At 68.1% G+C, this 24994-nt stretch carries 18 protein-coding genes and 1 tRNA gene; all 19 read left to right on the top strand.

Annotation, left to right across the window (positions count from 1 at the left end):
• Nucleotides 1-41 precede the first annotated feature (41 nt).
• The 19 genes from C1877_RS09600 to C1877_RS09690 all read left to right on the top strand — a co-directional run bounded on the left by C1877_RS09600 (nt 42) and on the right by C1877_RS09690 (nt 24856).
• A complete protein-coding gene (locus C1877_RS09600) occupies nt 42-815 on the top strand; it encodes a MerR family transcriptional regulator (RefSeq protein ID WP_114569038.1) in 774 nt (257 codons plus the stop codon).
• Between the two features lie 59 nt (nt 816-874).
• Nucleotides 875-2353: a hypothetical protein gene (locus tag C1877_RS09605; RefSeq protein WP_227155799.1), complete on the top strand. Its 1479-nt coding sequence runs from the start codon at nt 875-877 to the stop codon at nt 2351-2353.
• Nucleotides 2354-2681: 328 nt separating this feature from the next.
• The gene (locus C1877_RS09610) at nt 2682-3542 is read left to right on the top strand and encodes a J domain-containing protein (RefSeq protein ID WP_114569040.1); all 861 of its coding nucleotides are present in this window, start codon (nt 2682-2684) and stop codon (nt 3540-3542) included.
• Nucleotides 3543-3608: 66 nt separating this feature from the next.
• Nucleotides 3609-5333 carry a lysylphosphatidylglycerol synthase transmembrane domain-containing protein gene (locus C1877_RS09615; RefSeq protein WP_227155797.1) on the top strand — a complete coding sequence of 575 codons (1725 nt, stop codon included), beginning with the start codon at nt 3609-3611 and terminating at the stop codon, nt 5331-5333.
• Nucleotides 5330-6481, top strand: coding sequence for an ATP-grasp domain-containing protein (locus C1877_RS09620; protein ID WP_015538935.1), 1152 nt, complete (start codon nt 5330-5332; stop codon nt 6479-6481). Before C1877_RS09615 ends, C1877_RS09620 begins: the two co-directional genes overlap by 4 nt.
• 36 nt (nt 6482-6517) lie before the next feature.
• Nucleotides 6518-7696, top strand: coding sequence for a lysylphosphatidylglycerol synthase transmembrane domain-containing protein (locus C1877_RS09625; protein WP_114569041.1), 1179 nt, complete (start codon nt 6518-6520; stop codon nt 7694-7696).
• 146 nt (nt 7697-7842) lie between these two features.
• Nucleotides 7843-9324, top strand: coding sequence for an extracellular solute-binding protein (locus tag C1877_RS09630; RefSeq protein WP_114569042.1), 1482 nt, complete (start codon nt 7843-7845; stop codon nt 9322-9324).
• 46 nt (nt 9325-9370) lie between these two features.
• A complete protein-coding gene (locus C1877_RS09635; RefSeq protein ID WP_244909843.1) occupies nt 9371-12451 on the top strand; it encodes a bifunctional diguanylate cyclase/phosphodiesterase in 3081 nt (1026 codons plus the stop codon).
• A gap of 10 nt (nt 12452-12461) precedes the next feature.
• Nucleotides 12462-12881 (top strand): PaaI family thioesterase, encoded by a 420-nt coding sequence (locus C1877_RS09640; protein WP_015538933.1) that lies wholly within the window; start codon nt 12462-12464, stop codon nt 12879-12881.
• 193 nt (nt 12882-13074) lie between these two features.
• Nucleotides 13075-13151, top strand: a tRNA-Pro gene (locus tag C1877_RS09645).
• A gap of 125 nt (nt 13152-13276) precedes the next feature.
• Nucleotides 13277-13549 (top strand): twin-arginine translocase TatA/TatE family subunit, encoded by a 273-nt coding sequence (gene tatA / locus C1877_RS09650; RefSeq protein WP_015538932.1) that lies wholly within the window; start codon nt 13277-13279, stop codon nt 13547-13549.
• A 166-nt stretch (nt 13550-13715) separates the two neighbouring features.
• On the top strand, nt 13716-14186 hold the full coding sequence (gene greA / locus C1877_RS09655; protein ID WP_015538931.1) for a transcription elongation factor GreA: 471 nt from the start codon (nt 13716-13718) through the stop codon (nt 14184-14186).
• 260 nt (nt 14187-14446) lie between these two features.
• The gene (lysS, locus tag C1877_RS09660) at nt 14447-16429 is read left to right on the top strand and encodes a lysine--tRNA ligase (RefSeq protein WP_015538930.1); all 1983 of its coding nucleotides are present in this window, start codon (nt 14447-14449) and stop codon (nt 16427-16429) included.
• A gap of 279 nt (nt 16430-16708) precedes the next feature.
• Entirely contained in the window at nt 16709-19273 is a 2565-nt protein-coding gene (locus tag C1877_RS09665) for an ATP-dependent Clp protease ATP-binding subunit (protein ID WP_114569043.1), read from the top strand.
• A gap of 161 nt (nt 19274-19434) precedes the next feature.
• Nucleotides 19435-20376 carry a serine O-acetyltransferase gene (locus C1877_RS09670; RefSeq protein ID WP_015538928.1) on the top strand — a complete coding sequence of 314 codons (942 nt, stop codon included), beginning with the start codon at nt 19435-19437 and terminating at the stop codon, nt 20374-20376.
• Nucleotides 20377-20436: 60 nt separating this feature from the next.
• Entirely contained in the window at nt 20437-21279 is an 843-nt protein-coding gene (ispD, locus tag C1877_RS09675; protein WP_015538927.1) for a 2-C-methyl-D-erythritol 4-phosphate cytidylyltransferase, read from the top strand.
• Nucleotides 21276-21779 (top strand): 2-C-methyl-D-erythritol 2,4-cyclodiphosphate synthase, encoded by a 504-nt coding sequence (gene ispF / locus C1877_RS09680; RefSeq protein ID WP_015538926.1) that lies wholly within the window; start codon nt 21276-21278, stop codon nt 21777-21779. Before ispD ends, ispF begins: the two co-directional genes overlap by 4 nt.
• Before the next feature lie 112 nt (nt 21780-21891).
• Nucleotides 21892-23400 carry a cysteine--tRNA ligase gene (cysS, locus tag C1877_RS09685; protein ID WP_114569044.1) on the top strand — a complete coding sequence of 503 codons (1509 nt, stop codon included), beginning with the start codon at nt 21892-21894 and terminating at the stop codon, nt 23398-23400.
• A 208-nt stretch (nt 23401-23608) separates the two neighbouring features.
• On the top strand, nt 23609-24856 hold the full coding sequence (locus C1877_RS09690) for a U32 family peptidase (protein WP_114569045.1): 1248 nt from the start codon (nt 23609-23611) through the stop codon (nt 24854-24856).
• The last annotated feature ends 138 nt before the right edge of the window (nt 24857-24994 follow it).

Raw genomic sequence — 24994 nt, forward strand, 5'->3', positions numbered from 1 at the left:
GTGTAGGCTATCGGTGCGATCGCGAAAGGAAGGAGGCGCCCATGGAGCGCGAGCGGGCGGAGCGCGGCTACACGGTGCACGAGCTGGCGGCGTTGTCGGGGTGCACGGTGCGCACGCTGCACCATTACGACGAGCTGGGGCTGGTGCGGGCCGGGCGCGCGGCGAACGGGTGCCGTCGCTACGGACCCGCCGAGGTGGACCGGCTGCAGCAGGTGCTGCTGTACCGCGAGGCCGAGATGCCGCTGGCGGACATCAAGCGGCTGCTGGACGACCCGGCGTTCGACGCGCGCGAAGCGCTGGCCGGGCATCTGCGCGAGCTGCACGCGCGCAAGGAGCGCCTTGACAGATTGATCGCGAGCGTGGAGAAGACGCTCGCCAGCATGGAAGGAGATGACCCGATGAAGGACGAGGAGAAGTTCGAGGCGTTCAAGCAAGGCCTCGTGGACGAGAACGAGAAGAAGTACGGCAAGGAGGTGCGCGAGCGCTGGGGGGACGATGCCGCCGACGCGAGCAACGCGAAGCTTATGGGCATGACCGAAGAGCAGTACCGCGCCACGCAGAAGCTGGAGCGGGAGATCAGGGACGCCCTCGTGGCGGCGATGGAGACGGGCGACCCGGCAAGCGAGGAAGCGCACCGTGCGGCCGACCTGCACCGCCAGTGGCTGTGCCGTTTCTGGAAGGACGGCACGTACTCGAAGGCCGCGCATGCGGGCCTCGCCGAGATGTACGTGGCCGACGAGCGCTTCAAGGCCTACTACGAGGCATGGGCCCCCGGCGCCGCCGAGTTCCTCCGCGACGCCATCAAGGCTTTCTAAGGCAACTGCGGCCCATTCGTTGCTTGTGCCTGCAGGCTGGCCATCCTACACTGCTGTCCATGAGCAGATTCGCAACGTCCATGAAGTCCTCGTTGCGCGCTCCGGCGCGGCGCCTCGTCGCCTGGGTGCGCGCGCCGTTCGCCAGCCTGTACCGGGTTGCGGCGGCGGTCCTCGCCGCAGGGGCGGTGTGCCTCGCGCTGCCACCTTGGGTTGGCTTGCTGCTGTTCGCCCCGGTGGCGGCCGTCGTCGGGGTTAAGGTCGCGCATGCCGTGCGCGCCGTTGCCTCGCTGTGCTACGTGGGTGTGGCGGAGAACCGCGAGGGGCATCCCTCGCTCGACGTGCGCCGCGACCTGCTGCAGCGATCCCGTGCGCTCGGCGCGGCCTCGGTCGCTGCGGGCGTGGCCGTGCTGCTTGCCGTGCGGGCGGCCTTGGCCGTGTTCCCGGGTCTTGCCGAGGACGGCGTGCTCGCTCCCTACCTGGCGTTCACGGCGGTGCTGCTGGGCGGCTTCCTGCTGTTCTACACCCTGGCGCTGCGGTTCGACTCCTCAGTGCTGCGCGGCCTCACCAGCATCGCCGTCACGCTGCCGGTGTTCTTCATCGTGGTGGCGGTGGCCAGCATCCTGCTGTCGTGGGCCATGGACGTGCTCGCAGGGCTGGGCGTGCCGGCCGAGGGCCTGCTGCAGGGCGGCTTCGCCTGGCTCTACGAGATGCAGCGACTCCTGGGCGCGGCCGTCGGCTACTTCCTTAGGCAGGACACCCTCATCGTCGGCGTGTCCATCGTGGCGGCGGCGCTGCTGTTGCTGCTGTACACCTACTCGGTGCCGCTCTATTGGCTGCGCAGCGTGTCGCGCTGGCTCAAGGGCATCGGCGTGGCCGCGGCGGCGTTCGGTGCGGCGGTCATCGTGTTCGCGGGCGTGTGGCTGGCAGACGTGCAGCATCTGGCCGAGCAGGGGGCGGCGGGGCACCTGGGCGCGGGCCTCGACGCCGGCGTGGCCAGCAGCCAGGCGCAGGCCATCGCGCAGTACCGCTCGGACGACCTCGTTGCGCTCATCAAGGCGTTCGTGCTGCCCTACACGGTGGGCGTGTTCGTGGCGAACGGCGTGGTGGCCTGGCGCAAGGGCCGCGCCAAGCAGACGGCCGACGGCATCCTCGACGGCTTTGCCGCCGCGGGACATGTGGACGAGGCGGCGCTTTCCGGGCAGCGCAAGCGCTACCTCTACTGCGGCGGCAGTCCCACGCTTTGGGATATCGCCCTGCGCTCCATCGGCCACGATGTGCCCCTTCCGCACCCCTTCGCCCCGCGCAAGCTCACGCTCAAGGAGCGCCTGACCGGCGTGTTGGAGGACCCGCCGCCCGAGAGGGCGCCCGACCCGCCACCAGAGCGGCCGCCCGACCAGCCGGCCGAGCAGCCAGCCGACCCGTCGCTTTCGTCCGCTTCTTCCGGCCTGCCAGACGAAGTCGGCATGCACGCCGACTTCAAGGCCGATCATGCCGAGGGCCGCACCAAGAGGAACGAACCAAGGCGGGCTCTGCGGTAGCACAGTTTTTACCAGATTTCTGCAAAAGGAGGAGTTCGAGGGACGATTGTACGCCTCGACGGCATCGCGGTGCCTTCCGTTGGCGTCGTTTTCCCTGATCGCGAAAAGGCCGACGATGCAAAAGTCCCCGCAAGCGCTCCAAGCATGTATAAAACTGGTAAAAACTGTGCAGAAAGGTCCGTGGGAGGGGGCGCCCGAGCTCGAAGAAGCTGCGCAGGCTGTCTGCTCCCGGCATGCCGGCGCCGTGTGATGTGTTTCTTGTCTGACGGGACGGCAACGCGCCCGTCCCGCCTCGCGCCCCGCCGTTGCCGTTTTGTATAGTGGCCCCATGAAGAAATCCGAAGCGCTCAAAACCCTGGGGCTGGCCGACGGCGCCACCGACGACGAGGTCAAGCAGGCCCACCGCAAGCTGGTGATCGCGCATCACCCGGACAAGTTCGCCCTGGACTCGCCGGAGCGCGCCGAGGCCGAGGAGCTCACGAAGCGCATCAACGAGGCCCGCGACGTGCTGCTGAACCGCTCGTGGACCCCCGAGTTCGACCCCCGCCGCGACCCGCGTCCCTATGCCAACAACCCCTACGCGCATCCCGGCCGTCCCGGCTCGTCCGCTGCGCCCGGCCAGGACCCGTTCGCCGGCTGGCCCTTCGCGGGAGGCCAGGGCTCGCCGTTCGGCCAGGGAACGGGCACGGGCCCCGCGCCCGGCCGCACCACCTACGTATGGACGTCCTGGGACGGCACCCGCACGGCTACCGGCGGCCCCGGCGCCGGCGGGCCCTTCGACCCGTTCGACCCCTTCGCGCCCTTCCGCGCCGCCGAGCCGCGCAAGACCCCGCAGCAGGTGCTGGCCGAGGCCGTGCGCTCGCTGCGCAGCGAGGCGCTGGCCGTGGCGGGCAAGGCGGCCGTGCTCGCCGTGGCCGCGCTGCTGGGCTCGGTGGCAACCGGCCTGTTCTTCTACGTGATGATATCGCTCGTCTGGGGCCTGTGGAAGCGGCTGGGCAGCTGCCTCATCGGCTTCATCGTCCCCATCGCGCTTCTGGGCGCCCCCTTCGTGTTCCTCATCGCGCCGCGCCAGGGCGCTGTGACCGTCGGCCTGGTCGTCTTCTTCCTCGCGGCCGTGCTGTTCGACGTGAAGAACCTGCGCAACGCCCTGCGCGCCTACCGCGCCGCCAAACGTGCCGCCCGGGCGTAGCGCCTCCCCTCCACGACCTCGTGCTATACTAACCGCTTCCAGGTAACGTTCGCAGGAAGGGTCCGGTTGAAGAAAGCGCTGCTGCTCGTCCTCGGCATTGTCGCGGTGTGCTTCCTCATCGCGAACGCCGACTACCTGGCGAGCTTCCTCGCCACGCTCCAGACCGGCGCGCTCGTGCCGCTCGTGGTGGCGTGCGCGCTCATGCTGGCCCGCCACTTGGTGCAGGCAGCCTCCTACGATGCGGCCTTCGAGGCCGTGGGCCATAAGACCGGCTTCTGGCACAACGTCGTGCTCATCTTCTCGCTCGTGTTCATCAACACGTTCTGCCTGTTCTCGGGCGCCACGGGCGTGGCGTTCATCATCGACGACGCGCACCGGAGGGGCTGCGACGCGGGCCAGTCCACCTCGGGGGCCATCCTCTCGCAGATCGGCTACTTCGCCGCCATCCTCGTGATCTCGGTCATCGGCTTCGTCACCATGCTCGTGTCCGGCTCCATGAACACGCTCTTCCTCGTGGGGGGCCTCGCGCTCGCGGCGGTGCTGGCCGTGCTGTCCAGCATGTTCGTGGCGGGCTACCGCAAGCCGCGCATCCTGTTCCGGCTGTTCTTGGGCCTCGAGTCGCTCATCAACAAGGCGCTCGGCCTGCTGAAAAGGCACCTCAAGCCCGGATGGGGCCGCAAGACGGCCGGCTCGTTCATCTCGTCGGCGTCCATCCTGGCGAAGAACCCCCAGGGCACGCTCGTCACCGTGGCCTATGCGTCGTTCTCCGCCATCCTCAACATGGCGTGCCTCGTGGCCATCGGCTACGCGTTCGGCTTCACCCACGTCACCGCGCTCGTGGCGGCGTTCGCCGTGGCGGCCATCTCGGTGATACTCAGCCCCACGCCGCAGGGCGTGGGCGTGGTGGAGGCCGCCATCGCGGCCATCCTCACGGCGCATGGGTGCTCGCTCGCCACGGCCACGGCCATCGCGCTCGTGTACCGCGGCATCATGTTCTGGATGCCCTTCTGCATCGGCGCCGTGCTGCTGTCCCAATCCGGCTTCTTCGCCGACAAGAAGAACCCCTCCGAAGAGCAGCGCGCGAAGGACCTCGCTTGGATATCCGGCACGCTCGTGCTGCTGGTGGGCCTGGTGAACCTGGGCTTGGCCCTCATCCCCAAGTCGTTCGAGCCGTTCACCGTGCTCACGGAGTGGGTAAACATCGGCGGCGTGCTCATCGGCCCGGCGCTCATCGTGGGAAGCGCGGTGCTCGTCGTGCTGGCGGTGGGCCTCATCTTGCGCTTCCGCACGGCGTGGGCGCTCACCATCGGCGCGCTCGTGCTGCTGGCCGGCGCCGAGTTCCTTTACGTGAACACGTGGCAGGTGGCCGTGGCCGCCGTCGTGCTGGTGGTGTGGCTGTTCTGGAAGCGCTCCGCGTTCGACCGGCCCGTGGTGCTCAAGGGCGACGCCGCGCGCATCGCCCGCGAGTTCGGCGAGAACGTGGCCCGGTTCCGCCGTTGGCGCGCCGAGCGCCGCGCCCGCCGCGACGCCGCGGCCGGCGCGCCCGATGCCGGATCGGACGACCTCGACGAGCTTGCCGGCGCCCGCGCGGGCGCGCCGGGCGGCCCGGGGTCCCGCCTGCGCAACGCCGCGCCAGCCGAGCGCCGCGCGCGCGGCGAGAAGGCGGCCGAGCCGCCGCGCAAAACAAGTTGGGAACAGCAGGCCGAAAAGGGCGCGCTGCTCATGCGGCAGGTGGAGCAGGAGGGTATACTGGCAGACGAACCGTCTGCGAAGGAGGAGCTGCGCCCATGATAGTGCTCGACGAGCCGTACGTATCCGATCCCCTGGTCGACTGGCTGGAGCAGTCGCAGCATCCCGTGCTGGACAACGCCGTGGCCGCCGCGCTCGCCACGGAGGGCCGCCGCCTCAACCTGGTGGGCGAGGACGAGGCCTCCCGCCGCATCGAAGCGGGCGAGCGCGTGTACACGAACTCCGAGAACGCGCTGGCGTGGGTCGTGGACCATGCGGGCAACGCGCCGCTCGCGCGCGCCATCGACCTGTTCAAGGACAAGGCGGCCATGCGCCGCGCGCTGGCCGGGCTCGACCCCGACCTGTTCTTCAAGACGTGCTCCATCGACGAGCTGTTCAAGCTGGACTTCGCCCGCCTGCCCGCCCCGTTCGTGCTCAAGCCCTCCGTGGGCTTCTGCAGCGTGGGCGTGTACGCCGTGGCCGACCGCGAGGACTGGGAGCGCGCGCTGGCCGATATCCAGAAGAATGCCGCGAGCTGGCACGACCTCTACCCCGAGAGCGTCATCGGCGCCGGATCGTTCATCCTGGAGGGCTACATCGACGGCACGGAGTACGCGCTCGACGCCTACTTCGACGAGCAGGGCCGCGCGCGCATCCTGAACGTGCTGCGCCACGACTTCGCCTCGGCCGAGGACACGTCCGACCGCATGTACGTGACGAGCGCCGCCATCGTGCGCGACAACGCCCCGGCCTTCGCCGCCTGGCTCGACAAGGTGAACGCGCTCGTGGGCGCCCGCAACTTCCCCGTGCACGTGGAGGTGCGCGTGGACGAGGGCCACGTGTGCCCCATCGAGTTCAACCCGCTGCGCTTCGCCGGCCTGGGCGGCACGGACGTCAGCTGGTACGCGTACGGCTACCGCACCTACGAGGCGTTCCTCGAGGGCGTCCAGCCCGACTTCGGCGCGGCGTTCGCCGGCAAGGAGGGCAAGGTGTACTCCATGTCGCTGCTCAACGCGCCCGACGACGCGACGGGCGACGAGCGCTTCGACTACGAGGCGCTGCGCGACCGCTTCTCGCAGGTGCTCGCGCTGCGCCCGTTCGACGTGCGCCGCACCGGCACCTACGGCTTCCTGTTCCTGGAGACGGATGCCGAGACGGCCGACGAGCTGGACTTCCTGAAAAACACGGATCTGAAGGAGTTCCTCCGCTAGCGGCGGGGGAGCCATGGGACGGAACGGGGGCGGGCTGTGAAGCTGAGCGTGCGCAACCTGCTCATCGGGCTCGTCATCGTCATCGTGCTGGCCGTGGTGCTGCTGCGCGGCGACCAGCTGGTGGAGCTCGTGGAGACCATCAAGAAGGGGTCGGTCATCCCGCTTGTCGCCGCCCTGTGCACGCAGCTGGGCAAGTACTTCGCGCAGAGCTTCGCCTACTCGTTCGCGTTCGAGGCCGTGGGCGAGCGCATGGACCCGCGCTCCACGCTGCCGCTCGTGTTCGGCACGTTCTTCATGAACACCATCGCCCCCTCGCTCAACCTCGCCGGCACCACGCTCGTGGTGGACGACGCGCGCCGCCGCGGCATCCCGCCGGGGCGGGCCACGAGCGCGGCCCTGCTCATGCAGATCACCGTGGACTCGGGCTTCGCCACCATCATGCTCGTGGGCTTCGCCATCCTCGCGTTCACCGTGGGGCTCTCGCCGCTGTGGTTCCTGCTGGGCCTGCTGGTCATCGCGCTGGTCACGGTCATGGTGCTCATCTTGGTGCTCGGCCGCAAGCGCCCGGCGCTCGTGCTGCGCGCGCTGCGCCCCATCGAGCGCTTGGTGGACCGCATCCGCGTGCGCTTCAAGAAGCCGCCGCTGGACTCGTGGGTCGAGCGCACGGTGGGCTCGTTCTCCGACGCGGCCGGCCTCATCGCCCACAACCCGAAGGCCACCGCCAAGGCGTTCGGCTGCTCCGTGGTGGCCTCCCTGTGCGAGCTCGCGTGCTTCTCGCTGGTGGGCGTGGGGTTCGGCGTGACCATACCCGAGGCGCTCATCTGCGGATACGTGGTGGCCACGCTGTTCGCCATGATTTCGATCACCCCGCAGGGCGTGGGCGTGGTGGAGGCGGCCGTGGTGGTGGCGTTCACGTCGTTCGGCGAGTCGAGCGCGGCGGGTCTGTCCATCGCGCTCGTGTACCGCGGCATCGTGTTCTGGTTCCCGTTTCTGGTGGGCGCCATCCTCATCCAGACCACGAAGTCCTTCAAGCAGGAGGCGAAGAAGACCGTGCGCACCGCCCGCAAGTCCGACCGCATGCGCACCGTCGAGGGCCAGGCCAAGCGCTTGGACGAGGCGAAAGCGCAGGACGCGCCCTCGGCGGGCACCGGCCGCCCGACGCAGGAGCGGCACGCCGGCACGCCGGCCCCCTCCTCCGATCCAGGTGATCGCTGACCGCCGCCCGCGGCGCTCCGCACGTTATCCAACCTCAAAAACTGAGTCAATCAAGGGTTTCCGCCATACGGGGGTTTCCCATGCTATAGAATAGCGGGATGGTAGCATATCGTGGGCCGCAGGCCCGCTTGCAGAACGGGGGCAGTATGAAACGTGGGAGGATATTCGGCGCCGTTGCGACGTTCGCGCTGGCAGGGGCCTTGGCTTGCGCGGGATGCGCGGGCGGCGGCCAAGGGGCGTCGACCGATGCCGGGAAGGCGTCCGTGCTCGACCCGGCCGATCCGGTGCAGGTGGAGCTCTGGACCTATTACAACGGCACGCAGCAGCAGGCGTTCGAGGATCTGGTCAAGGAGTTCAACGCCGGCCGCGGCAAGGATACGGGCGTCGTGGTCACCAGCTCCAGCCAGGGCGGCGTGAACGACCTGGCCGCCGCCGTCACTGACTCGGCGCAGGAGCTCGTGGGCTCCGAGGCCATGCCCGACGCGTTCCTCTCGTACTCCGACACCGCGTCGGTCATCGACGAGCTCGGCCGCGTGGCAGACCTGTCGCCCTACCTGACGGATGACGAGAAGGCCCAGTACGTCGACAGCTTCATCGAGGAGGGCGACATCAACGGCGACGGCAGCCTCAAGGTGTTCCCCGTGGGTAAGTCCACCGAGACCCTGCAGATCAACCTGACCGACTGGCAGAAATTCGCCGACGCCACCGGGTCCACGCTCGAGGAGCTCTCCACCATCGAGGGCATCACGGCCGTGGCGCAGCGCTACTACGAGTGGACCGACGCCCAGACGCCGGACGCCGCCGGCGACGGGCGTCCGTTCTTCGGCCGCGACGCCATGGCGAACTACCTGATAATGGGCTCGCGCCAGCTGGGACACGATGTGTTCGACATCGAGGGCGGCGCCTGCTCGCTCGACCTCGACCGCACCACCATGAAGAAGCTCTGGGACAACTACTACGTGCCCATGGTGCAGGGCTGGTTCTCCGCCGAGGGCAAGTTCCGCTCCGACGCCGTGAAGACGGGCGACCTCGTCTGCTATGTGGGCTCGTCCTCGTCGGTGGTGTACTTCCCCAAGACCGTGACGGTCGACGACAACACGAGCTACCCCATCGAGCTGGCCGCGCTGTCGAACCCCACGTTCAAGGACGGCAAGCCGTGCGCGCCCCAGCAGGGCGCCGGCTTCGTGGTGGCGAAGTCCGACGAGAAGAAGGAAGCCGCCTGCGTGGAGTTCCTGAAGTGGTTCACCGACAAGGAGCAGAACACGGCCTTCTCCATCAGCGCCGGCTACGTGCCCGTGAAGAAGGATGCGCTCACGCTCGACAACCTGCAGAAGGCGGCCGAGTCCGTGGAGGGCACGTCCGAGAACTACCTGGTGAACCTGCCGGCCACGCTCGATACCATCGAGGCGGGCGTGTACGCCAACCCGCCGTTCAAGGGAGGCGTGGAGGCGCGCGCCGTGCTTGAGAAGGCGCTGTCCGACAAGGCTGTGGCCGACCGCGCCGCCGTGGCGGCCGCCGTCGAGGGCGGCGCGACCCCCGAGGAGGCTGTGGCGCCGTACCTGGAGGACGCCGTGTTCGACGCCTGGCTCGCCGACCTGACCGCAAAGCTCGAAGCGGCGATAGCCTAGCCGAATCGCTTCCGGGCGAGGGCTGGGGAAGGAAGGCGACGGCGGCATGGGCCTGGGTACGGGAAAAAAGCGGGGCGCGCGGCGTGGGCTGACGTTCAAGGTCCTTGTCGTGGTGCCCTTCTGCATCGCCCTCGCCATCCAGGGCATCATGTGCGTGGCCGTGCTCGCGCGCAGCGAGACGCTCGAGCAGATGGAGACGGACGCCTACGACCTGTTCTCCGAGCGCGTTTCCAGCCGGGCGGGCTACCTTGAGAACGACATGATTTTCCGCTGGTCCGACTTCGACGTGGTCGTGGAGCATGTGGGCGACGACATCGATGCCGCCCTCGCCGCGCACGGTGCGTCGGCGGCCGATATCGTCACCGGATCCGACCTCTCGCTTGCCGTTATCGACGCATCGGCCGACGACCTGCTGTCGTTCGCCCGCCGCGCCGAGGTGGATGGCGCCTACCTCGTGCTCACGGACGGCACGACCGCCTCTTCCGCCGAGGGCGAAGGGCACCCGGCGCTCTATATCCGCGACGCCAACCCCAAGGTGGATGTGGCGAACGGCTCCGACCTCCAGCTGGCGGCATGTCCCATCAGCGTGGCACGCCGGCTCGACATCGCGCTCGACAGCCAGTGGTCGGCCACGTTCCCGCTGGCCGCCGAGGGCGAGGGCCAGAGCGCTTTCTACTATCGCCCCCTGCGCGCGGCCCAGCAGTACCCCGATGCCGATACGAGCGACCTGGGCTACTGGGGGCGCCCCGTCGACCTGGGATGGACGGGCACGCAGTCCGTCACGTACAGCAAGCCGGTGAGAGACGCCGCAGGCAACGTCGTGGGCGTGCTGGGCGTGGAGGTCCGGCTCGATCGCATAGCCTCCTTCTTCCCGTACCTCGACCTCAACGAGGAGGGCAACGGCTCCTACCTGCTGGCCGTCACGGGCGAGGAAGGCGGCTTCGCGCGCGACGGCGGGGCAGCGCCGGCGGCCGGGCAGCCGCGCGTCTACGAGGTGCTCACGGCCACGGGCGCGTCCCAGAGCCTCTATGTGGAGGACGGCTCGTTCGAATCGTTCCTCGACGATAAGGGGCGCATGACGGTGGAGCCGTCGGAAGCCGCATCGTCGGACGCGCTGGCAGCTGCCAGCGCGTCCGAGATCAAGCTCTACGACAGCACGTCGCCGTTCGCTTCCGAACATTGGGTGCTCGTGGGGCTCGAGCGCGAGGACGAGCTGTTTTCCGCCGTCCATCTGCTGTCCGAGAACCTTCTGAAGGTGTTCGTGGCCTCCATCGTGGTGGGCATCGTCGTCGCCGTTCTCACGGCATGGCTTTCGTCGTCCCGCCTGCGCCACCTCATGGGGGAGGTGCGCGCCGCGAGCCCCGAGCAGCCCATCTCGTTCACGCCCACCGGCATCGTGGAGGTGGACGAGCTGTCCGAGTCCATCGAGATGCTGGGCTCCGAGGTGGCCTCGGACAGCTCGCGCCTGTCGCAGATACTCAAGCTTTCCGACCGCTCCATTGCCGCGTTCGAATGCAACCTTGCCTCGTCTACGGCCACGTACACGGACGGCTTCTTCGACGCGATGGGCCTCGTGCTCCCGCCGGGCACGGGCGAGCAGGGCGCCGCGCGCGAGGGCTCGCTCGGCGGCGCGCTGCCGCTCGCGGCGTTCGAGCAGCTGTTCCAGTCGCTGCGCCCCCGCTACGAGCAGGAGCCCGACGGCCGCTGGATCGTTTCTGACGCCGACGGCCGGCGCTGGGTGCGCATCGTCACGGTGGAGAGCGACGACCGCACGCGGGTGTTCGGCCTGGTTGAGGATGTGACCGACGAGATAGCCACGCGCCGCCGCATCGAGCACGAACGCGACCACGACGTGCTCACGGGCCTCTTGAACCGCCGTGCGTTCGAGCAGGCCGTCACCGAGCGCCTGGCCGACGATCCGCCGGCGTTCGGCGTCATGCTCATGCTCGACCTGGACAACCTGAAGTACATCAACGACACGTACGGCCACGACTGGGGCGACCACTACATCAAGGCCGCGGCCAGCGTCATCGAGCGCACGTTCGAGGGGGAGGGCTTCTTCGCGCGCATCTCGGGCGACGAGTTCCTCGTGTTCGTCGACCGCTGCGCTGATGCGGACGGGGCGTACCGCCTGTTCGACGCGTTCATGCGCGCTCTCGACACGAGCGTGCTCGAGGCGCCCGACGCCACGGTGCTCAAGGTGCGCGCCTCCGTGGGCGTGGCGTTCTATCCCGAGGACGCCGTGGACTTCTCCCACCTGCGCGAATATGCCGACTTCGCCATGTACGAGGCGAAGAACCACCGCAAGGGCGCGCTTTTGCGCTTCGACCCCAAGAGCCACGAGCGGGGGGCGTTCATCCTCAACAACAAGGAGGACCTGAACCGCCTGCTCGACGAGAACCTCATCGATTACCACTTCCAGCCCATCGTGGACGCCCGCATGGGCGAGGCGGTGGCCTACGAGGCGCTCATGCGACCGCAGCTTCCCTCCATCGCCACGCCGGACCGCGTGCTGCTGCTCGCGCGCTCGCAGTCGAAGCTCTACCGGGTGGAGCACCTCACGTTCTTCGGCGCCCTTGAGGCGTTCGCCAAGCACGAGGACGCCGCCTGCGCGGCCACCCTGTTCGTGAACAGCATCGCCACGCAGCGCCTGTCCTCCGACGACGAGGTGGAGCTGCAGAAGCGGTTCGGCCCCCTGCTCAGGCGCCTAGTCATCGAGATCACGGAGAGCGACTACAGCCGCGAGATGTCGCTGTACAAGGAGGGCCTGGCTCGGCGTTGGGGCGCGCGGCTCGCCATCGACGACTTCGGCAGCGGCTACAACGGCGAGACGTCGCTGCTCGACTACCACGCCGACTTCGTGAAGCTGGACATGGGCATCGTGAGCGGCATCGACGTGGCGCGCGACCACCAGGACATCGCCCGCAACCTCATAGGCTACGCGCACGACCGCGGCATACGCGTGATAGCCGAGGGCGTGGAGACGCCCTCGGAGCTCAAGGCCGTCATCGAGCTGGGCGTGGACTACCTGCAAGGCTACCTCATTGGCAAGCCCGCCGCCCAACCGCCCTCCGTGCCTGCCGATATCCAGGAACTCATCCGCACGCTTGCCGGCACGTCCTGCTAGAAGGAGCACCATGGCCCTCACCGAAACGCTGCACATCGACACCGTCTCTGCCGGCAGGCGCCACGTGGAGGCGGTCATGCCCATCACCTCCGACGTGCTCCAGCCGCACGGCTACCTGCACGGCGGCGCGACCATCGCGCTCTTGGAGACGGTGGCCAGCATCGGCGCCGAGCAGAGCACCGATTTCGAACGCGAGCGCCCCTTCGGCGTCGATGTGCGGGTGCGCCATCGCAAGGGCGGCAAGAAGGGCCTGCTGCGGGGTGTGGCCGACCTCGACCGCGAAGAAGTCTCGGAGCGCACCGGCGCCGTGAAGCAGTACTGGAACGTGGCGGCCTACGATGACGCCGGCGACGTGGTGTCCGACGGCGTGATCATGACCAAGATCGTTCCCCTCGTGCACCTGGAGGCGAAAGGCGAAGCCGGGGTGTGAGCCGCCGTCTCCGTCTCCCTGCCTTGCTCGAGGCGGATGCTTTGTCGTCCAGGGCGCATCCGCCGGCCTCTCCAACGGGGGAAATCGGCCTCGGCCACTGGTGAAGAAGACGTGGAGGGGGAAATATTGCCACATTTTCTTTTACCTTCGATTACATTGTGCTATCATATCCGTCGCTGCAACAAGCAGCTTACGGGTTGTGGCTCAGCTTGGTAGAGCGCTGCGTTCGGGACGCAGAGGCCGCAGGTTCAAATCCTGTCAACCCGACCAGGGAGCTAAAGGGATGTAACTTTCAAGGAGCATCCCTTTTTTGCATAGTGTGTGCTACTCTGATGGCGTTGGAGTGGGCGGGACGCGCTGCGGTGGCGGCCCGTAAGACAAGCTTGGAGGAATGTATGAAAATCCTGGGTATGGGCATGCCGGAGCTGCTGATCATCCTGGCAGTCATCCTGCTGATCTTCGGGCCGAAGAACCTTCCGAAGCTCGGCGGCGCCATCGGCAAGACCGTCAAGAACCTGCGCGAGGGCATGGGCGGCGGCAAGGCCATCGAGGAAGCCGAGGACGAGGACGAGGAAGTCATCGAAGAGGTCGAGGAAGAGAAGCCGGCCCCCAAGAAGACCACCACGACTGCGAAGAGGACCACGGCGGCGAAGAAGAAGGCCGAATAGCCCGGCGCTAGCGAATTGGTTCGCGGTATGTGCAGACGGCTCGGCCGGGCACATACCGCTTTTTTGTATATCGACCGACACTCCGTCGGGAACTCACGTACAGAGAGTCAAACCGCACGTCCGGAAACCGGACGTGCCTGTTGTAGGTATCGGACAGGTGAGAAGCATGGCAAACGACAACTTCATCCTCACGCAGGAGGGCAAGGACAAGCTCGAGGAGGAGCTGCACTACCTCGAGACCGAGAAGCGCGCCGAGATCGGCGAGCGCATCAAGGTGGCGCGCGAGTTCGGCGACATCTCGGAGAACTCCGAGTACGACGATGCCAAGAACGAGCAGGGCATGATGGAGGCGCGCATCGCCGAGATCAGCCGCATCCTCTCCGAGGCCACCGTCGTGAACACGCCGAAGCGTTCCAGCAAGGTGAACATCGGCTCCATGGTCACGGTTGACATGGGCGGCAAGGAGCGCGTGTTCACCATCGTGGGAGGCGCCGAGAGCGATGCGGCCGCCGGCAAGATCAGCAACGAGTCGCCGGTGGGCGCTGCGCTGCTGGGCCACAAGAAGGGCGACAAAGTGGAGACCACGGGCCCGACCGGCCGCGACATCTCCATGGTTATTCTGAAGATCGAGCATTAGGAAGTTCCGTCGGCCTGACGGCCGCCGGAACTCGCCGACGCTGCGGACCGCCCTCGCACCCGATCTTCGCGCGATGCCGCGGGCTTGCGTACCCAAGGTACGCGGCGCCCGCGCCATCCCCCGAATCTCGGGCACGAGGGCGGGCCTCGCTGACTTACTACGCCAACCTGCGCGGTTGGTTTTCGCGCTTCGCGCGAAGGGCTCGGCCCGTGCGGGCGAGCCCGCTCTGCGAGCTGGACGAGATTGAGGGGCACCGAACTATGAGCGACACCAACGACACGACGGGCAACGGGCAGGTCGTCGAGGACGATCCCATCGCGGTGCGCCGCGCGAAGCGCGAGGCGCTCATCGCGGCGGGACGCGACCCGTACGGGCACGCATTCGCGTACTCGCACCACCTGGCTGACCTGGCCGCCCAGTACGAGGGCCTGGAGGACGGCGCGTCCACCTCAGACGAGGTGAAGGTGGCCGGCCGCATCATGGCCAAGCGCGACCAGGGCAAGCTCGCCTTCCTCGAGCTGCGCGATTCTTCGGGCGACATGCAGCTGTTCTGCCGCATCAACGCGCTGGGCGAGGACGCCTTCGCCGAGCTCAAGGATCTCGACGTGGGCGACTGGATCGGCGTGCGCGGCACGATGATGCGCACGAAGCGCGGCCAGCTGTCCGTGGCCGTGGACTCGTTCGAGCTTCTGTCCAAGAGCCTACGCCCCTTGCCCGAGAAGTTCCACGGCCTGGCCGACAAGGAGACCCGTTACCGCCAGCGCTACGTGGACCTCGTCATGAACCCCGAGGTGAAAAGCACGTTCGAGAAGCGCTTCAAGATCGTGGCCGCCATCCGCCGCTACATGGAGGATCACGGCTACTACGAGGTGGAGACGCCCATCCTGCATCCCATCCTCGGCGGCGCGAACGCGCGGCCCTTCGTCACGCACCACAACGCGCTCGACAAGGACTTCTATCTGCGCATCGCCACCGAGCTGCACCTGAAGCGCCTCATCGTGGGCGGCTTCGAGAAGGTGTTCGAGATCGGCCGCCAGTTCCGCAACGAGGGCATGGACCCCTACCACAACCCCGAGTTCACCACCATGGAGTTCTACCAGGCGTTCAGCGACCTCGAGGGCATGATGGAGCTCACGCAGGGCGTCGTGCAGGCCGCGGCGATGGCCGCGTGCGGCACCACGCAGGTGGAGTACCAGGGCCAGCAGGTCGATCTCGGCGGCACGTGGCGCCGCGCCACGATGATCGAGCTGGCCAGCGAGGGCGCGGGCGAGGACGTGAGCTTCGCGCGCACCCGCGACGAGCTGGTGGCCATCCTCGAGCGCAACGGCGGCCACGCGGAGGACGCGTGGGGCAAGGGCAAGCTCATCGCCGAGATATTCGAGGCCGTGGCCGAGGAGAAGCTCATCCAGCCGACGTTCGTGACCGAGCATCCCCTGGAGGTGTCCCCGCTCGCCAAGAAGAAGGCCGGCGAGCCCGAGCTTACCGAGCGCTTCGAGCTGTTCATCTGCGGGCACGAGTACGCCAACGCCTTCGGCGAGCTGAACGACCCCATCGACCAGGCCGAGCGCTTCCGCAAGCAGGTGGAGGCGAAGGACCTGGGCGACGACGAGGCCATGGGCTACGACGACGACTACGTGCGCGCCCTGGAGTACGGCATGCCCCCGGCGGGCGGCTGCGGCATCGGCATCGACCGCTTGGCCATGCTGCTCACCGACGCGCCGTCCATCCGCGACGTGCTGCTTTTTCCTCACATGAGGGATGAGACGCCAGCCGGCGGTCACCCGCGTGTCGCGGCGCAGGCTGCCACTGCCGCCGCTGCGCCGACAGCTTCCGCCGAGACCCCTGCCCCCATCGACTTCTCGAAGGTGGTCGTCGAGCCCCTGTTCGAGGACGAGGTGGACTTCGACACGTTCAGCAAGTCGGACTTCCGCGCCGTGAAGGTGAAGGAGTGCGTCGCCGTGCCCAAGTCCAAGAAGCTCTTGCAGTTCACGCTCGACGACGGCACGGGCGTCGACCGCGTGATCCTGTCCGGCATCCACGCCTACTACGAGCCGGAGGAGCTGGCAGGCCGCACGCTCATCGCCATCACCAACCTGCCGCCGCGCAAGATGATGGGCATCGAATCGTGCGGCATGCTGCTCTCGGCCATCCACGAGGAGCCCGGCGAGGACGGCGAGCCCGAGGAGCGCCTGAACCTGCTGATGGTGGACGACCGCATCCCCGCCGGCGCGAAGCTGTACTAGCGCGTCCGCAGAACCGACCGCATCGAAGGCCGCCCGCGCACCGTCGCGCGGGCGGCCTTTTTCGCGCACGTGTCAGAACCTCGTCAGACGTGCGCACTTTTGGAGGCATCGGGAGGCACGGCGGCGTGCCGGGAGAGGTCGTGATAGGATGGACGGGTCGCCGCCGCCTGCGCTTGTGGAGCGAGCGTGTGCGGCTATATGCGGCATTGGCACTCTCAATACAAGAGTGCTAAGATGGCACGGAACCATACGATAGACTCTGCGAGAATAGAGGCTAGCATGTCATTTGAGAAGTTTACGGACAAAGCGCGCAAGGTGCTCGTCCTGGCGCAGGACGAGGCCCGCTCGCTCCATCAGCCCTACGTGGGCACCGAGCACATCCTGCTCGGCCTCATACAAGAGAAGGACGGCCTGGCCGCCCAAGCCCTCGACCGCAAGGGCGTGAAGTACGACGCCGTGGTGCAGGCCATCCGCCAGATGGTCGCCATCGACGAGGACACCGACGTGTCCGGCCACCTGTCGTTCACCCCGCGCGTCAAGCGCGTGCTGGAGAACAGCCTGCGCGAGGCCATGCAGATGGGCCAATCCTATATCTCCACCGAGCACCTGCTGCTCGGCATCGTGCGCGAGGGCGACGGCACGGCGCTCGAGGTGCTCACGCGCCTGGGCGTCTCCGGCGACGACATCCGCAGCGCGCTCAACGACCTGGTGGGGCAGAGCCCCGTCTACGCCGGGCGCAACGCGTTCGACCCCCAGGGCCAAGGCTCCGACAGCGTGCTCAAGGAGTTCGGCACCGACCTCACGCAGAAGGCGCGCGACGGCAAGCTCGACCCGGTCATCGGCCGTGCGGGCGAGATCGAGCGCGTCATGCAGGTGCTCAGCCGCCGCCAGAAGAACAACCCGCTGCTCATCGGCGAGCCGGGCGTGGGCAAGACCGCCGTGGCCGAGGGCCTGGCGCAGCTCATCGTGTCGAACCAGGTGCCGGACATCCTGCGCGACAAGCGCCTGTTCACGCTCGACGTGAGCGCGCTCGTGGCCGGGTCCAAGTACCGCGGCGAGTTCGAGGAGCGTCTGAAGAAGTGCATCAAGGAGGTCATGGACGCGGGCGACATCATCCTGTTCATCGACGAGATGCACACGCTCATCGGCGCGGGCTCGGCCGAGGGTTCCATCGATGCCGCCGCCATCCTGAAGCCGCCGCTGTCCCGCGGCGAGATCCAGGTGATCGGCGCCACCACCATCGACGAGTACCGCAAGCACCTTGAGAAGGACTCCGCGCTTGAGCGCCGCTTCCAGCCCATCACCGTGGGCGAGCCGAACGAGGAGCAGGCGCTGCGCATCATGGAGGGCCTGCGCGACCGCTACGAGGCGCATCACCAGGTGCACTTCACCGACGAGGCGCTGCAGGCGGCCGTGACGCTGGCCGACCGCTACATCCAGGACCGCTTCCTGCCCGACAAGGCCATCGACGTGCTCGACGAGGCCGGCGCCCGCATGCGCATCCGCAACATGACGCTGCCGAAGGAGCTGCGCGACCTGGACGAGGAGCTGCGCAAGCTCCGCGCCGAGAAGGACGGCGCCATCGCCGCCCAGGACTTCGAGCGCGCCGCCCAGCTGCGCGACGAGGAGGCCCAGCTCAAGGACAAGCGCGTCCAGGCCGAGAAGGACTGGGAGGAGAACGCCCAGAAGACCATCCAGCAGGTGACGGTGGAGGATATCGCCGACGTGGTGTCCATGACCACCGGCGTGCCGGTGTCCAACCTCACCGAGGCCGAGACCGAGAAGCTGCTGCGCATGGAGAGCGTGCTGCACGAGCGCGTCGTGGGCCAGGAAGAGGCCGTGACGGCGCTTTCGAAGGCCATCCGCCGCTCGCGCTCGGGCCTCAAGGACCCGAAGCGCCCCGCCGGCTCGTTCATCTTCCTGGGCCCCTCGGGCGTGGGCAAGACGGAGCTGTCCAAGGCGCTGGCCGAGTTCCTGTTCAACTCCGAGGACGCGCTCCTGTCCTTCGACATGTCCGAGTACATGGAGAAGCATAGCGTGAGCCGCCTGGTGGGCAGCCCTCCGGGCTACGTGGGCTTCGACGAGGGCGGCCAGCTGACGAAGGCCGTGCGCCAGCGCCCCTACTCGGTGGTGCTGTTCGACGAGATCGAGAAGGCGCACCCCGACGTGTTCAACATCCTGCTCCAGATTTTGGAGGAGGGCCGCTTGACGGACGCGCAGGGCCGCACGGTTGACTTCCGCAACACGGTCATCATCATGACGTCGAACGTGGGCGCGCGCGAGATCGCGCAGCCGACGACGCTCGGCTTCTCCACCGAGGAGCACGCGGGCCTCTCCGACAAGGAGATCAAGAGCCGCGTCATGTCCGAGATGAAGAAGCTGTTCCGTCCCGAGTTCCTGAACCGCATCGACGAGATCATCGTGTTCAAGAGCCTGAACGACGAGCAGATCGCCGAGATCGTGAAGCTCATGGTGGCCGATTTGCGCGAGCGCCTTATCGCGCAGAACATGTCCATCAACCTGACCGACACGGCGTGCAAGCTCATCGCCAAGGAGGGCACCGACGCCACGTTCGGCGCGCGCCCGCTGCGCCGTGCCATCCAGCGCTTGCTGGAGGACCCGCTGTCCGAGGAGATCCTCGAGGGCAAGTGGTCCACGGGGTCGATCATCGATGTGGACGCGGTGGACGGCGAGCTCGTGTTCACCCAGGGCTCGGGCGTTGTTCCGGAGCCGCGGAAGCGCGACAGCATCGCGCGGGACGCCGAGCTCTTGCTGACGAACTACGACCTGGGCCACGCCGGCGTGCGCGGCGGCGGGTCGATGTCGGGCGGCGCGGCGGACTAGCGCTCCCCTGAAAAGCTCCCCTGTTCCCTGGGCTCGCAGCCGACGCCCGGGGAGCAGGGGTTTCTTGCGTTCTGGGCCCGTAATTGTCGTATACTGGGGAAACGCCGCGTTGACGGCATGTTCCCAGCGCGCCGCCAAGCCGACCGACCACAGGAGGTTCTATGTTCGGAGACAACCTCGATCGCATCGTGAAGGGCATCGAGAAGAACTACGAGGCCGACGAGATATTCTTCACGAAGCCCGGACGGCAGTTTCCCAGCCGCTCGGCCGTGAAGGGAGTTCTCAAGGACTTGCGTCGGGTGCTGTTTCCGGGCTACTTCGGCGACGAGATGCTCACGCCGTCCACCAGCCCCGAGTACTTCATCGGCGAGACGCTCATCCAGATCGAGCGGTCGCTGCGCGAGCAGATCGTCCTCGCGCTGGCCTACACGTCCGACGACCGCGACGCCGGGGAGGCCGACCCGGCCCGGTCGCTGTGCGGCGGCACGCCCGAGCACATCTGCGAGCGCGCCTCCGAGGTGTGCACGGTGTTCTTCGACGAGCTGCCCAGCATCCAGCGGGTGCTGCTCACCGACGTGCAGGCGCTCTACGACGGCGACCCGGCGGCGGGCTCGAAGGAGGAGGTCATCTTCTCGTACCCGGGCCTGTACGCCATCTACGTGTACCGCATCGCGCACGTGCTCTACCAGCAGGACGTGCCCATCATCCCGCGCATTATGACCGAGCTCGCGCACAGCGGCACGGGCATCGACATCGGCGCGGGCGCCCAGATCGGCGAGTACTTCTTCATCGACCACGGCACGGGCGTGGTGATAGGCGAGACCACGGTCATCGGCGACCACGTGAAGCTCTACCAGGGCGTCACGCTGGGCGCGCTGTCCACGCGCGGCGGGCAGCGGCTCGCCGGGGTGCGGCGCCATCCCACCATCGAGGACGACGTGACCATCTACTCCAACGCCTCGGTGCTCGGCGGCGAGACGGTGATCGGGAAGGGGTCGGTCATCGCCGGCTCCGCGTTCGTCACCTCGTCCATCCCTCCGCATTCCCGCGTGTCGCTGAAGGCGCAGGAGATCACCGTGCGCCAGCCGGGCGAGCGGGATTAGGCCCGCGGGCGCAGCGGGTAGGGCGGAAACGGAACAGCGCAAGGCGGAGAGGAAGATTCCATGACCAAGACAATCGATCCCGTGTTCTCGTCGGAGGTGCTGCGCGCGCCGGAGCTGGCGTGCGACAGCCTGGACATCGACACGATCGCGCAGTCGCTGCACGGGCTGAAGGGCGAGGTCGACAAGAACCCGCAGACCGCGGCCATCATACTGGCCGGCGGAACGGGGGAGCGCTTCGGCAAGGAGGGCGGCAAGCAGCTCGTGGAGATAGCGGGCAAGCCCATCCTCACCTGGTCGGCCGAGGCGTTCGACGCGGTGGGCGACATCGGGCTCATCGTCATCGTGTGCCCCGAGGACCGCTGCTCCGAGTACCTCAAGCGCGCCGTGGACCCGTTCCCGTTCGTCACGCCCATCGTGGTGGCTCCCTCGGGCCCCAGCCGCCAGGAGTCGGCGTTCTCGGGCCTGGAGTTCGTGCCGGACGACTACGAGTACGTCATCCTGCACGACGGCGCCCGCCCGCTCATCAGCCCCGACCTCATCGCGCACACCATCGCCACGCTCAAGGGCAACATCGACTGCGACGGCGCCGTGGTGGCGCATCCGGCCGTCGACACGCTCAAGGTGGTGGAGAACGGCGTGATCGTGGGCACGCCCGACCGCCGCGTGTTCTGGAACGCGCAGACCCCGCAGGTGTTCCGCGCCGGCATCTACCGTCGCGCGCATGCCTCGGCGCTATCCGACGGCTTCATGGGCACCGACGACTCGTCGCTCATCGAGCGCTTGGGCGGCCGCGTGCTCGTGGTGGAGGGCAAGCGCGACAACATCAAGCTCACCGTGCCCGAGGACTACCTCATGCTGGCCGCCGCCGTGCGCACCAACTACATGAAGGGAGCGGAGGAATGACGGGCTCGTTCGATCCGTCCTCTCTGCGCATCGGGCAGGGCTACGACGTGCACGCGTTCGCTGAGGGGAGAAGGCTCGTCCTGGGCGGCGTGGACATACCGCATGCGCGCGGGCTCCTGGGGCACTCGGATGCCGACGTGCTCGCGCACGCCATCGCCGATGCCCTGCTCGGCGGCATCCGCGGCGGCGACATAGGGAAGCTCTTCCCCGACACCGACCCGGCCTTCAAGGACGCTGACTCGCTCAAGCTCTTGGCCGCCGTGGCCGACAAGGTGCGCGCGGAGGGCTACGCCATCCTCGACGTGGACTCCGTCATCGCCGCGCAGGCGCCGAAGCTCTCGCCGCACCGCGACGCCATGCGCGCGAACCTGGCCGCTGCCATGGGCATTCCCGTGGAGAACGTGGGCGTGAAGGCCACCACCACCGAGCACCTGGGCTTCGAGGGCCGCGAGGAGGGCATCTCCGCCACGGCCGCGTGCCTGCTCTGCCGATGTAGCTAGAAGGTCGGTTCCTCCGGGAAGCCGGCCGGATCGGCCCGCTGTGCTAGAATTTCAGGTTGACGTGCGCCCGCTCGGGCGTGCGCTCGGACAGGCAGGATGCGAGGACAATTCCATGATCAGGCTCTACAACACCAAGACCCGCGAGAAGGCGGACTTCGAGACCATCGAGCGCGGCAAGGTCGGCATGTACGTGTGCGGCCCCACCGTGTACAACTACATCCACGTGGGCAACGCGCGCACGTTCATCAGCTTCGACAACATCCGCCGCTACCTCATGTGGCGCGGTTTCGACGTGAAGTTCGTGCAGAACGTCACCGACGTGGACGACAAGATCATCGCGAAGTCGCTCGAGGAGGGGCGCAGCGCTGCCGAGGTGGCCGCCGAGTACACCGAGGCGTTCATCGAGGACATGCGCCGCGCGAACGTGCTCGATCCCGACGTGCGCCCGAAGGCCACCGAGGAGATCCCCGAGATGATCGAGCTCATCGGCGAGCTCGTGGACGGCGGCCACGCCTACGAGGTGGAGGGCGACGTGTACTTCAGCGTGCGCTCGTTCTCGGACTATGGGGCGCTCTCGGGCCGCAACGTCGACGAGATGGAGGCCGGCCACCGCGAGCTGCGCGCCGACGGCAAGGGCATCGAGGATCGCAAGCGCGACCCGCTCGACTTCGCGCTGTGGAAGGCCGCCAAGCCCGGCGAGCCGGCGTGGGATTCGCCGTGGGGGCAGGGCCGCCCGGGCTGGCACATCGAGTGCTCGGCCATGTCGCGCAAGTACCTGGGGCTGCCCTTCGACATCCACGGCGGCGGCGGCGACCTCGTGTTCCCGCACCACGAGAACGAGCGCGCCCAGAGCGAGGCCGCGTGCGGCTGCACGTTCGCGAACCACTGGATGCACGGCGGCATGCTGCAGATCAACTCCGAGAAGATGAGCAAGTCGCTGGGGAACTTCAAGCTGCTGCGCGAGGTGCTGGAGGTGACGCGCCCCGAGGTGCTGCGCTTCCTCATGCTGCAGACGCACTACCGCAGCCCGCTGGACTTCTCCAATGAGCGCCTGGCCGAGGCGGCATCGGCGCTCTGCCGCATCGAGAACGCGGTGAAGAACCTGGACTGGCTGCTGGACAACGCCGAGGACATCCCCTCGCCGCTCGACCTGCGCGCGCTCATCGAGCGCACGCGCGCGGCCAAGATGGGCTTCATCCTGGCCATGGACGACGACTTCAACACGTGCAAGGCGCTCGGCGAGGTGTTCGACTTCATCGCCGACGTGAACGCGCAGACGGCGGGCAAGACGCTGTCGCTGTCCGACGTGCCGCCCGTGCGCGACGTCCGCGCGCTCATCGTGGAGCTGATGGGCGTGTTCGGCATCGACGTGGAGGCCGCCGCCGACGCTGCCGACGGCGCGTGCGCCTACCCGGCCGAGGTCGTGGCGCTGGCCGCCGACATCGCCGGCTACGAGGGCGCCGACGCCGCCGAGGCCGTGGACGCGCTCCTGGCCGCCCGCGCCGACGCCCGCGCTGCCAAGGACTGGGCCTGCGCCGACGCCGTCCGCGACGGCTTATGCGGCTTGGGATTCGTTATCGAGGACACCCCGCAAGGCGCCCGCGTGACCTACGAGGGGTAGGGCGTCAAGCATTGCGCGCATCGAGAAGGGACGGCCCGGTGGGTCGTCCCTTTTTTGTCGAAGTTTTCCAAGTGCCAACCGGAAAACTTTCAAAAAGAAGGAGTTTTCCGGTTGGCACTTGGAAAACTCGCGAAAGTGACGCCTTCTTCCGTGCTCGGGGCTTTAGCGATGGGTTCCGGCACCGCTGTCCTGCGCTACAATACGGCGCATGCGAAATCAGACGGCACATACCCCCGAACTCCTCGCGCCGGCCGGCGGGCGGGCGCAGCTGGAGGCGGCGGTGCGCTTCGGGGCGGACGCGGTGTACTTCGCCTGCGACCGCTTCGGGCTGCGCCAGCGTGCCGCGAACTTCGCGCTCGATGACATGCCCGACGCCGTGGCCTGCGCTCATGCGGCCGGCGCGAAGGCCTACGTGGCCGTGAACGCGCTCATGGGCGCCGACGATGTGGCCGCGCTGCCGGCGTACCTGGAGGCGCTCGACGCGGCGGATGCCGACGCGCTCATCGTGAGCGACCTCGGCGCCTTCTCGCTCGCGCGTCGGCACGCGCCGCATGTCGAGCTGCACGTGAGCACGCAGGCCGGCGTCATGAACGCCGAGGCGGCCCGCATGTGGCACGAGCTGGGCGCGAGCCGCGTGGTGTGCGCCCGCGAGATGAGCGTGGCCGACATCGCCCGCATGCGCGCCGACGCGCCGCGCGAGCTGGAGCTGGAGGCCTTCGTGCACGGGGCCATGTGCATGGCCGTGTCCGGACGCTGCCTGTTGAGCTCGGCCATGGCCGGCCGCTCGGGCAACAAGGGGCACTGCGCCCAGCCCTGCCGGTGGAGCTACGCGCTCGTGGAGGAGCAGCGTCCCGGCGAGTTCTACCCCGTGGAGGAGGACGTGCGCGGCACCTACGTCATGAACGCGCAGGACCTGTGCATGGTGGAGCACCTGGACGATCTGGCCGCAGCTGGCGTGGACTCGCTCAAGATAGAGGGGCGCAACAAGAAGGCGTTCTACGTGGCGTCGGTCGTGCATGCCTACCGCCGCGTGCTCGACGGGGCCGACCCGGCCGAGGGCGCGGCCGAGCTCGCGTGCGTGTCGCACCGGCCGTACTCCACCGGCTTCTACTACGGGCCCGCCGAGCAGTCGCCCGAGCGCGACGGCTACGTGAGGGAGTGCCTGCACGCGGCCGACGTGCGTGCATGCGCCCCCGCGGGGGACGGCGCCTGGCGCGTGGAGGCCGTGTGCCGCAACCGCTTCTGCGAGGGCGACGAGCTGGAGGCCGTCGCCCCCGGCCGTGCATCCTTCGGCGTGCGGGTGCGCGACCTGGCCTGGCTGCCGCGGCCCGATGCGGACGACCCGTGTCCCGCGCCCGTGCTCGTCGCCGTGGCGAACCGCTCCGCCGAGGCGTATGCGTTCACGGTCGCCGAAGAGCTCGCGCCAGGAGACTTCCTGCGCATAAGGACACCGTAGGCGATCCTTTCGTCATCCCATCAGCCGGCCGAGTGCTCGCGTGCTAGGGGGCTGTCCGGCGCATACGGCAATCCCCGAGGTTGACCGCATGCGCCGGGGCGGCCGCCTTTGCTCGCATGGTTTCGGCCGGCTGATATG

The sequence above is a fragment of the Gordonibacter pamelaeae genome (assembly GCF_003340385.1).
Classification (GTDB): domain Bacteria; phylum Actinomycetota; class Coriobacteriia; order Coriobacteriales; family Eggerthellaceae; genus Gordonibacter; species Gordonibacter pamelaeae.

What these genes read in the sequence shown, in the direction of transcription:
- C1877_RS09600 (WP_114569038.1), top strand. Translation starts at nt 42, where the DNA reads ATGGAGCGCGAGCGGGCGGAGCGCGGCTACACGGTGCACGAGCTGGCG.
- C1877_RS09605 (WP_227155799.1), top strand. Translation starts at nt 875, where the DNA reads ATGAGCAGATTCGCAACGTCCATGAAGTCCTCGTTGCGCGCTCCGGCG.
- C1877_RS09610 (WP_114569040.1), top strand. Translation starts at nt 2,682, where the DNA reads ATGAAGAAATCCGAAGCGCTCAAAACCCTGGGGCTGGCCGACGGCGCC.
- C1877_RS09620 (WP_015538935.1), top strand. Translation starts at nt 5,330, where the DNA reads ATGATAGTGCTCGACGAGCCGTACGTATCCGATCCCCTGGTCGACTGG.
- C1877_RS09630 (WP_114569042.1), top strand. Translation starts at nt 7,843, where the DNA reads ATGAAACGTGGGAGGATATTCGGCGCCGTTGCGACGTTCGCGCTGGCA.
- C1877_RS09635 (WP_244909843.1), top strand. Translation starts at nt 9,371, where the DNA reads ATGGGCCTGGGTACGGGAAAAAAGCGGGGCGCGCGGCGTGGGCTGACG.
- C1877_RS09640 (WP_015538933.1), top strand. Translation starts at nt 12,462, where the DNA reads ATGGCCCTCACCGAAACGCTGCACATCGACACCGTCTCTGCCGGCAGG.
- tatA (WP_015538932.1), top strand. Translation starts at nt 13,277, where the DNA reads ATGAAAATCCTGGGTATGGGCATGCCGGAGCTGCTGATCATCCTGGCA.
- greA (WP_015538931.1), top strand. Translation starts at nt 13,716, where the DNA reads ATGGCAAACGACAACTTCATCCTCACGCAGGAGGGCAAGGACAAGCTC.
- lysS (WP_015538930.1), top strand. Translation starts at nt 14,447, where the DNA reads ATGAGCGACACCAACGACACGACGGGCAACGGGCAGGTCGTCGAGGAC.
- C1877_RS09665 (WP_114569043.1), top strand. Translation starts at nt 16,709, where the DNA reads ATGTCATTTGAGAAGTTTACGGACAAAGCGCGCAAGGTGCTCGTCCTG.
- C1877_RS09670 (WP_015538928.1), top strand. Translation starts at nt 19,435, where the DNA reads ATGTTCGGAGACAACCTCGATCGCATCGTGAAGGGCATCGAGAAGAAC.
- ispD (WP_015538927.1), top strand. Translation starts at nt 20,437, where the DNA reads ATGACCAAGACAATCGATCCCGTGTTCTCGTCGGAGGTGCTGCGCGCG.
- ispF (WP_015538926.1), top strand. Translation starts at nt 21,276, where the DNA reads ATGACGGGCTCGTTCGATCCGTCCTCTCTGCGCATCGGGCAGGGCTAC.
- cysS (WP_114569044.1), top strand. Translation starts at nt 21,892, where the DNA reads ATGATCAGGCTCTACAACACCAAGACCCGCGAGAAGGCGGACTTCGAG.
- C1877_RS09690 (WP_114569045.1), top strand. Translation starts at nt 23,609, where the DNA reads ATGCGAAATCAGACGGCACATACCCCCGAACTCCTCGCGCCGGCCGGC.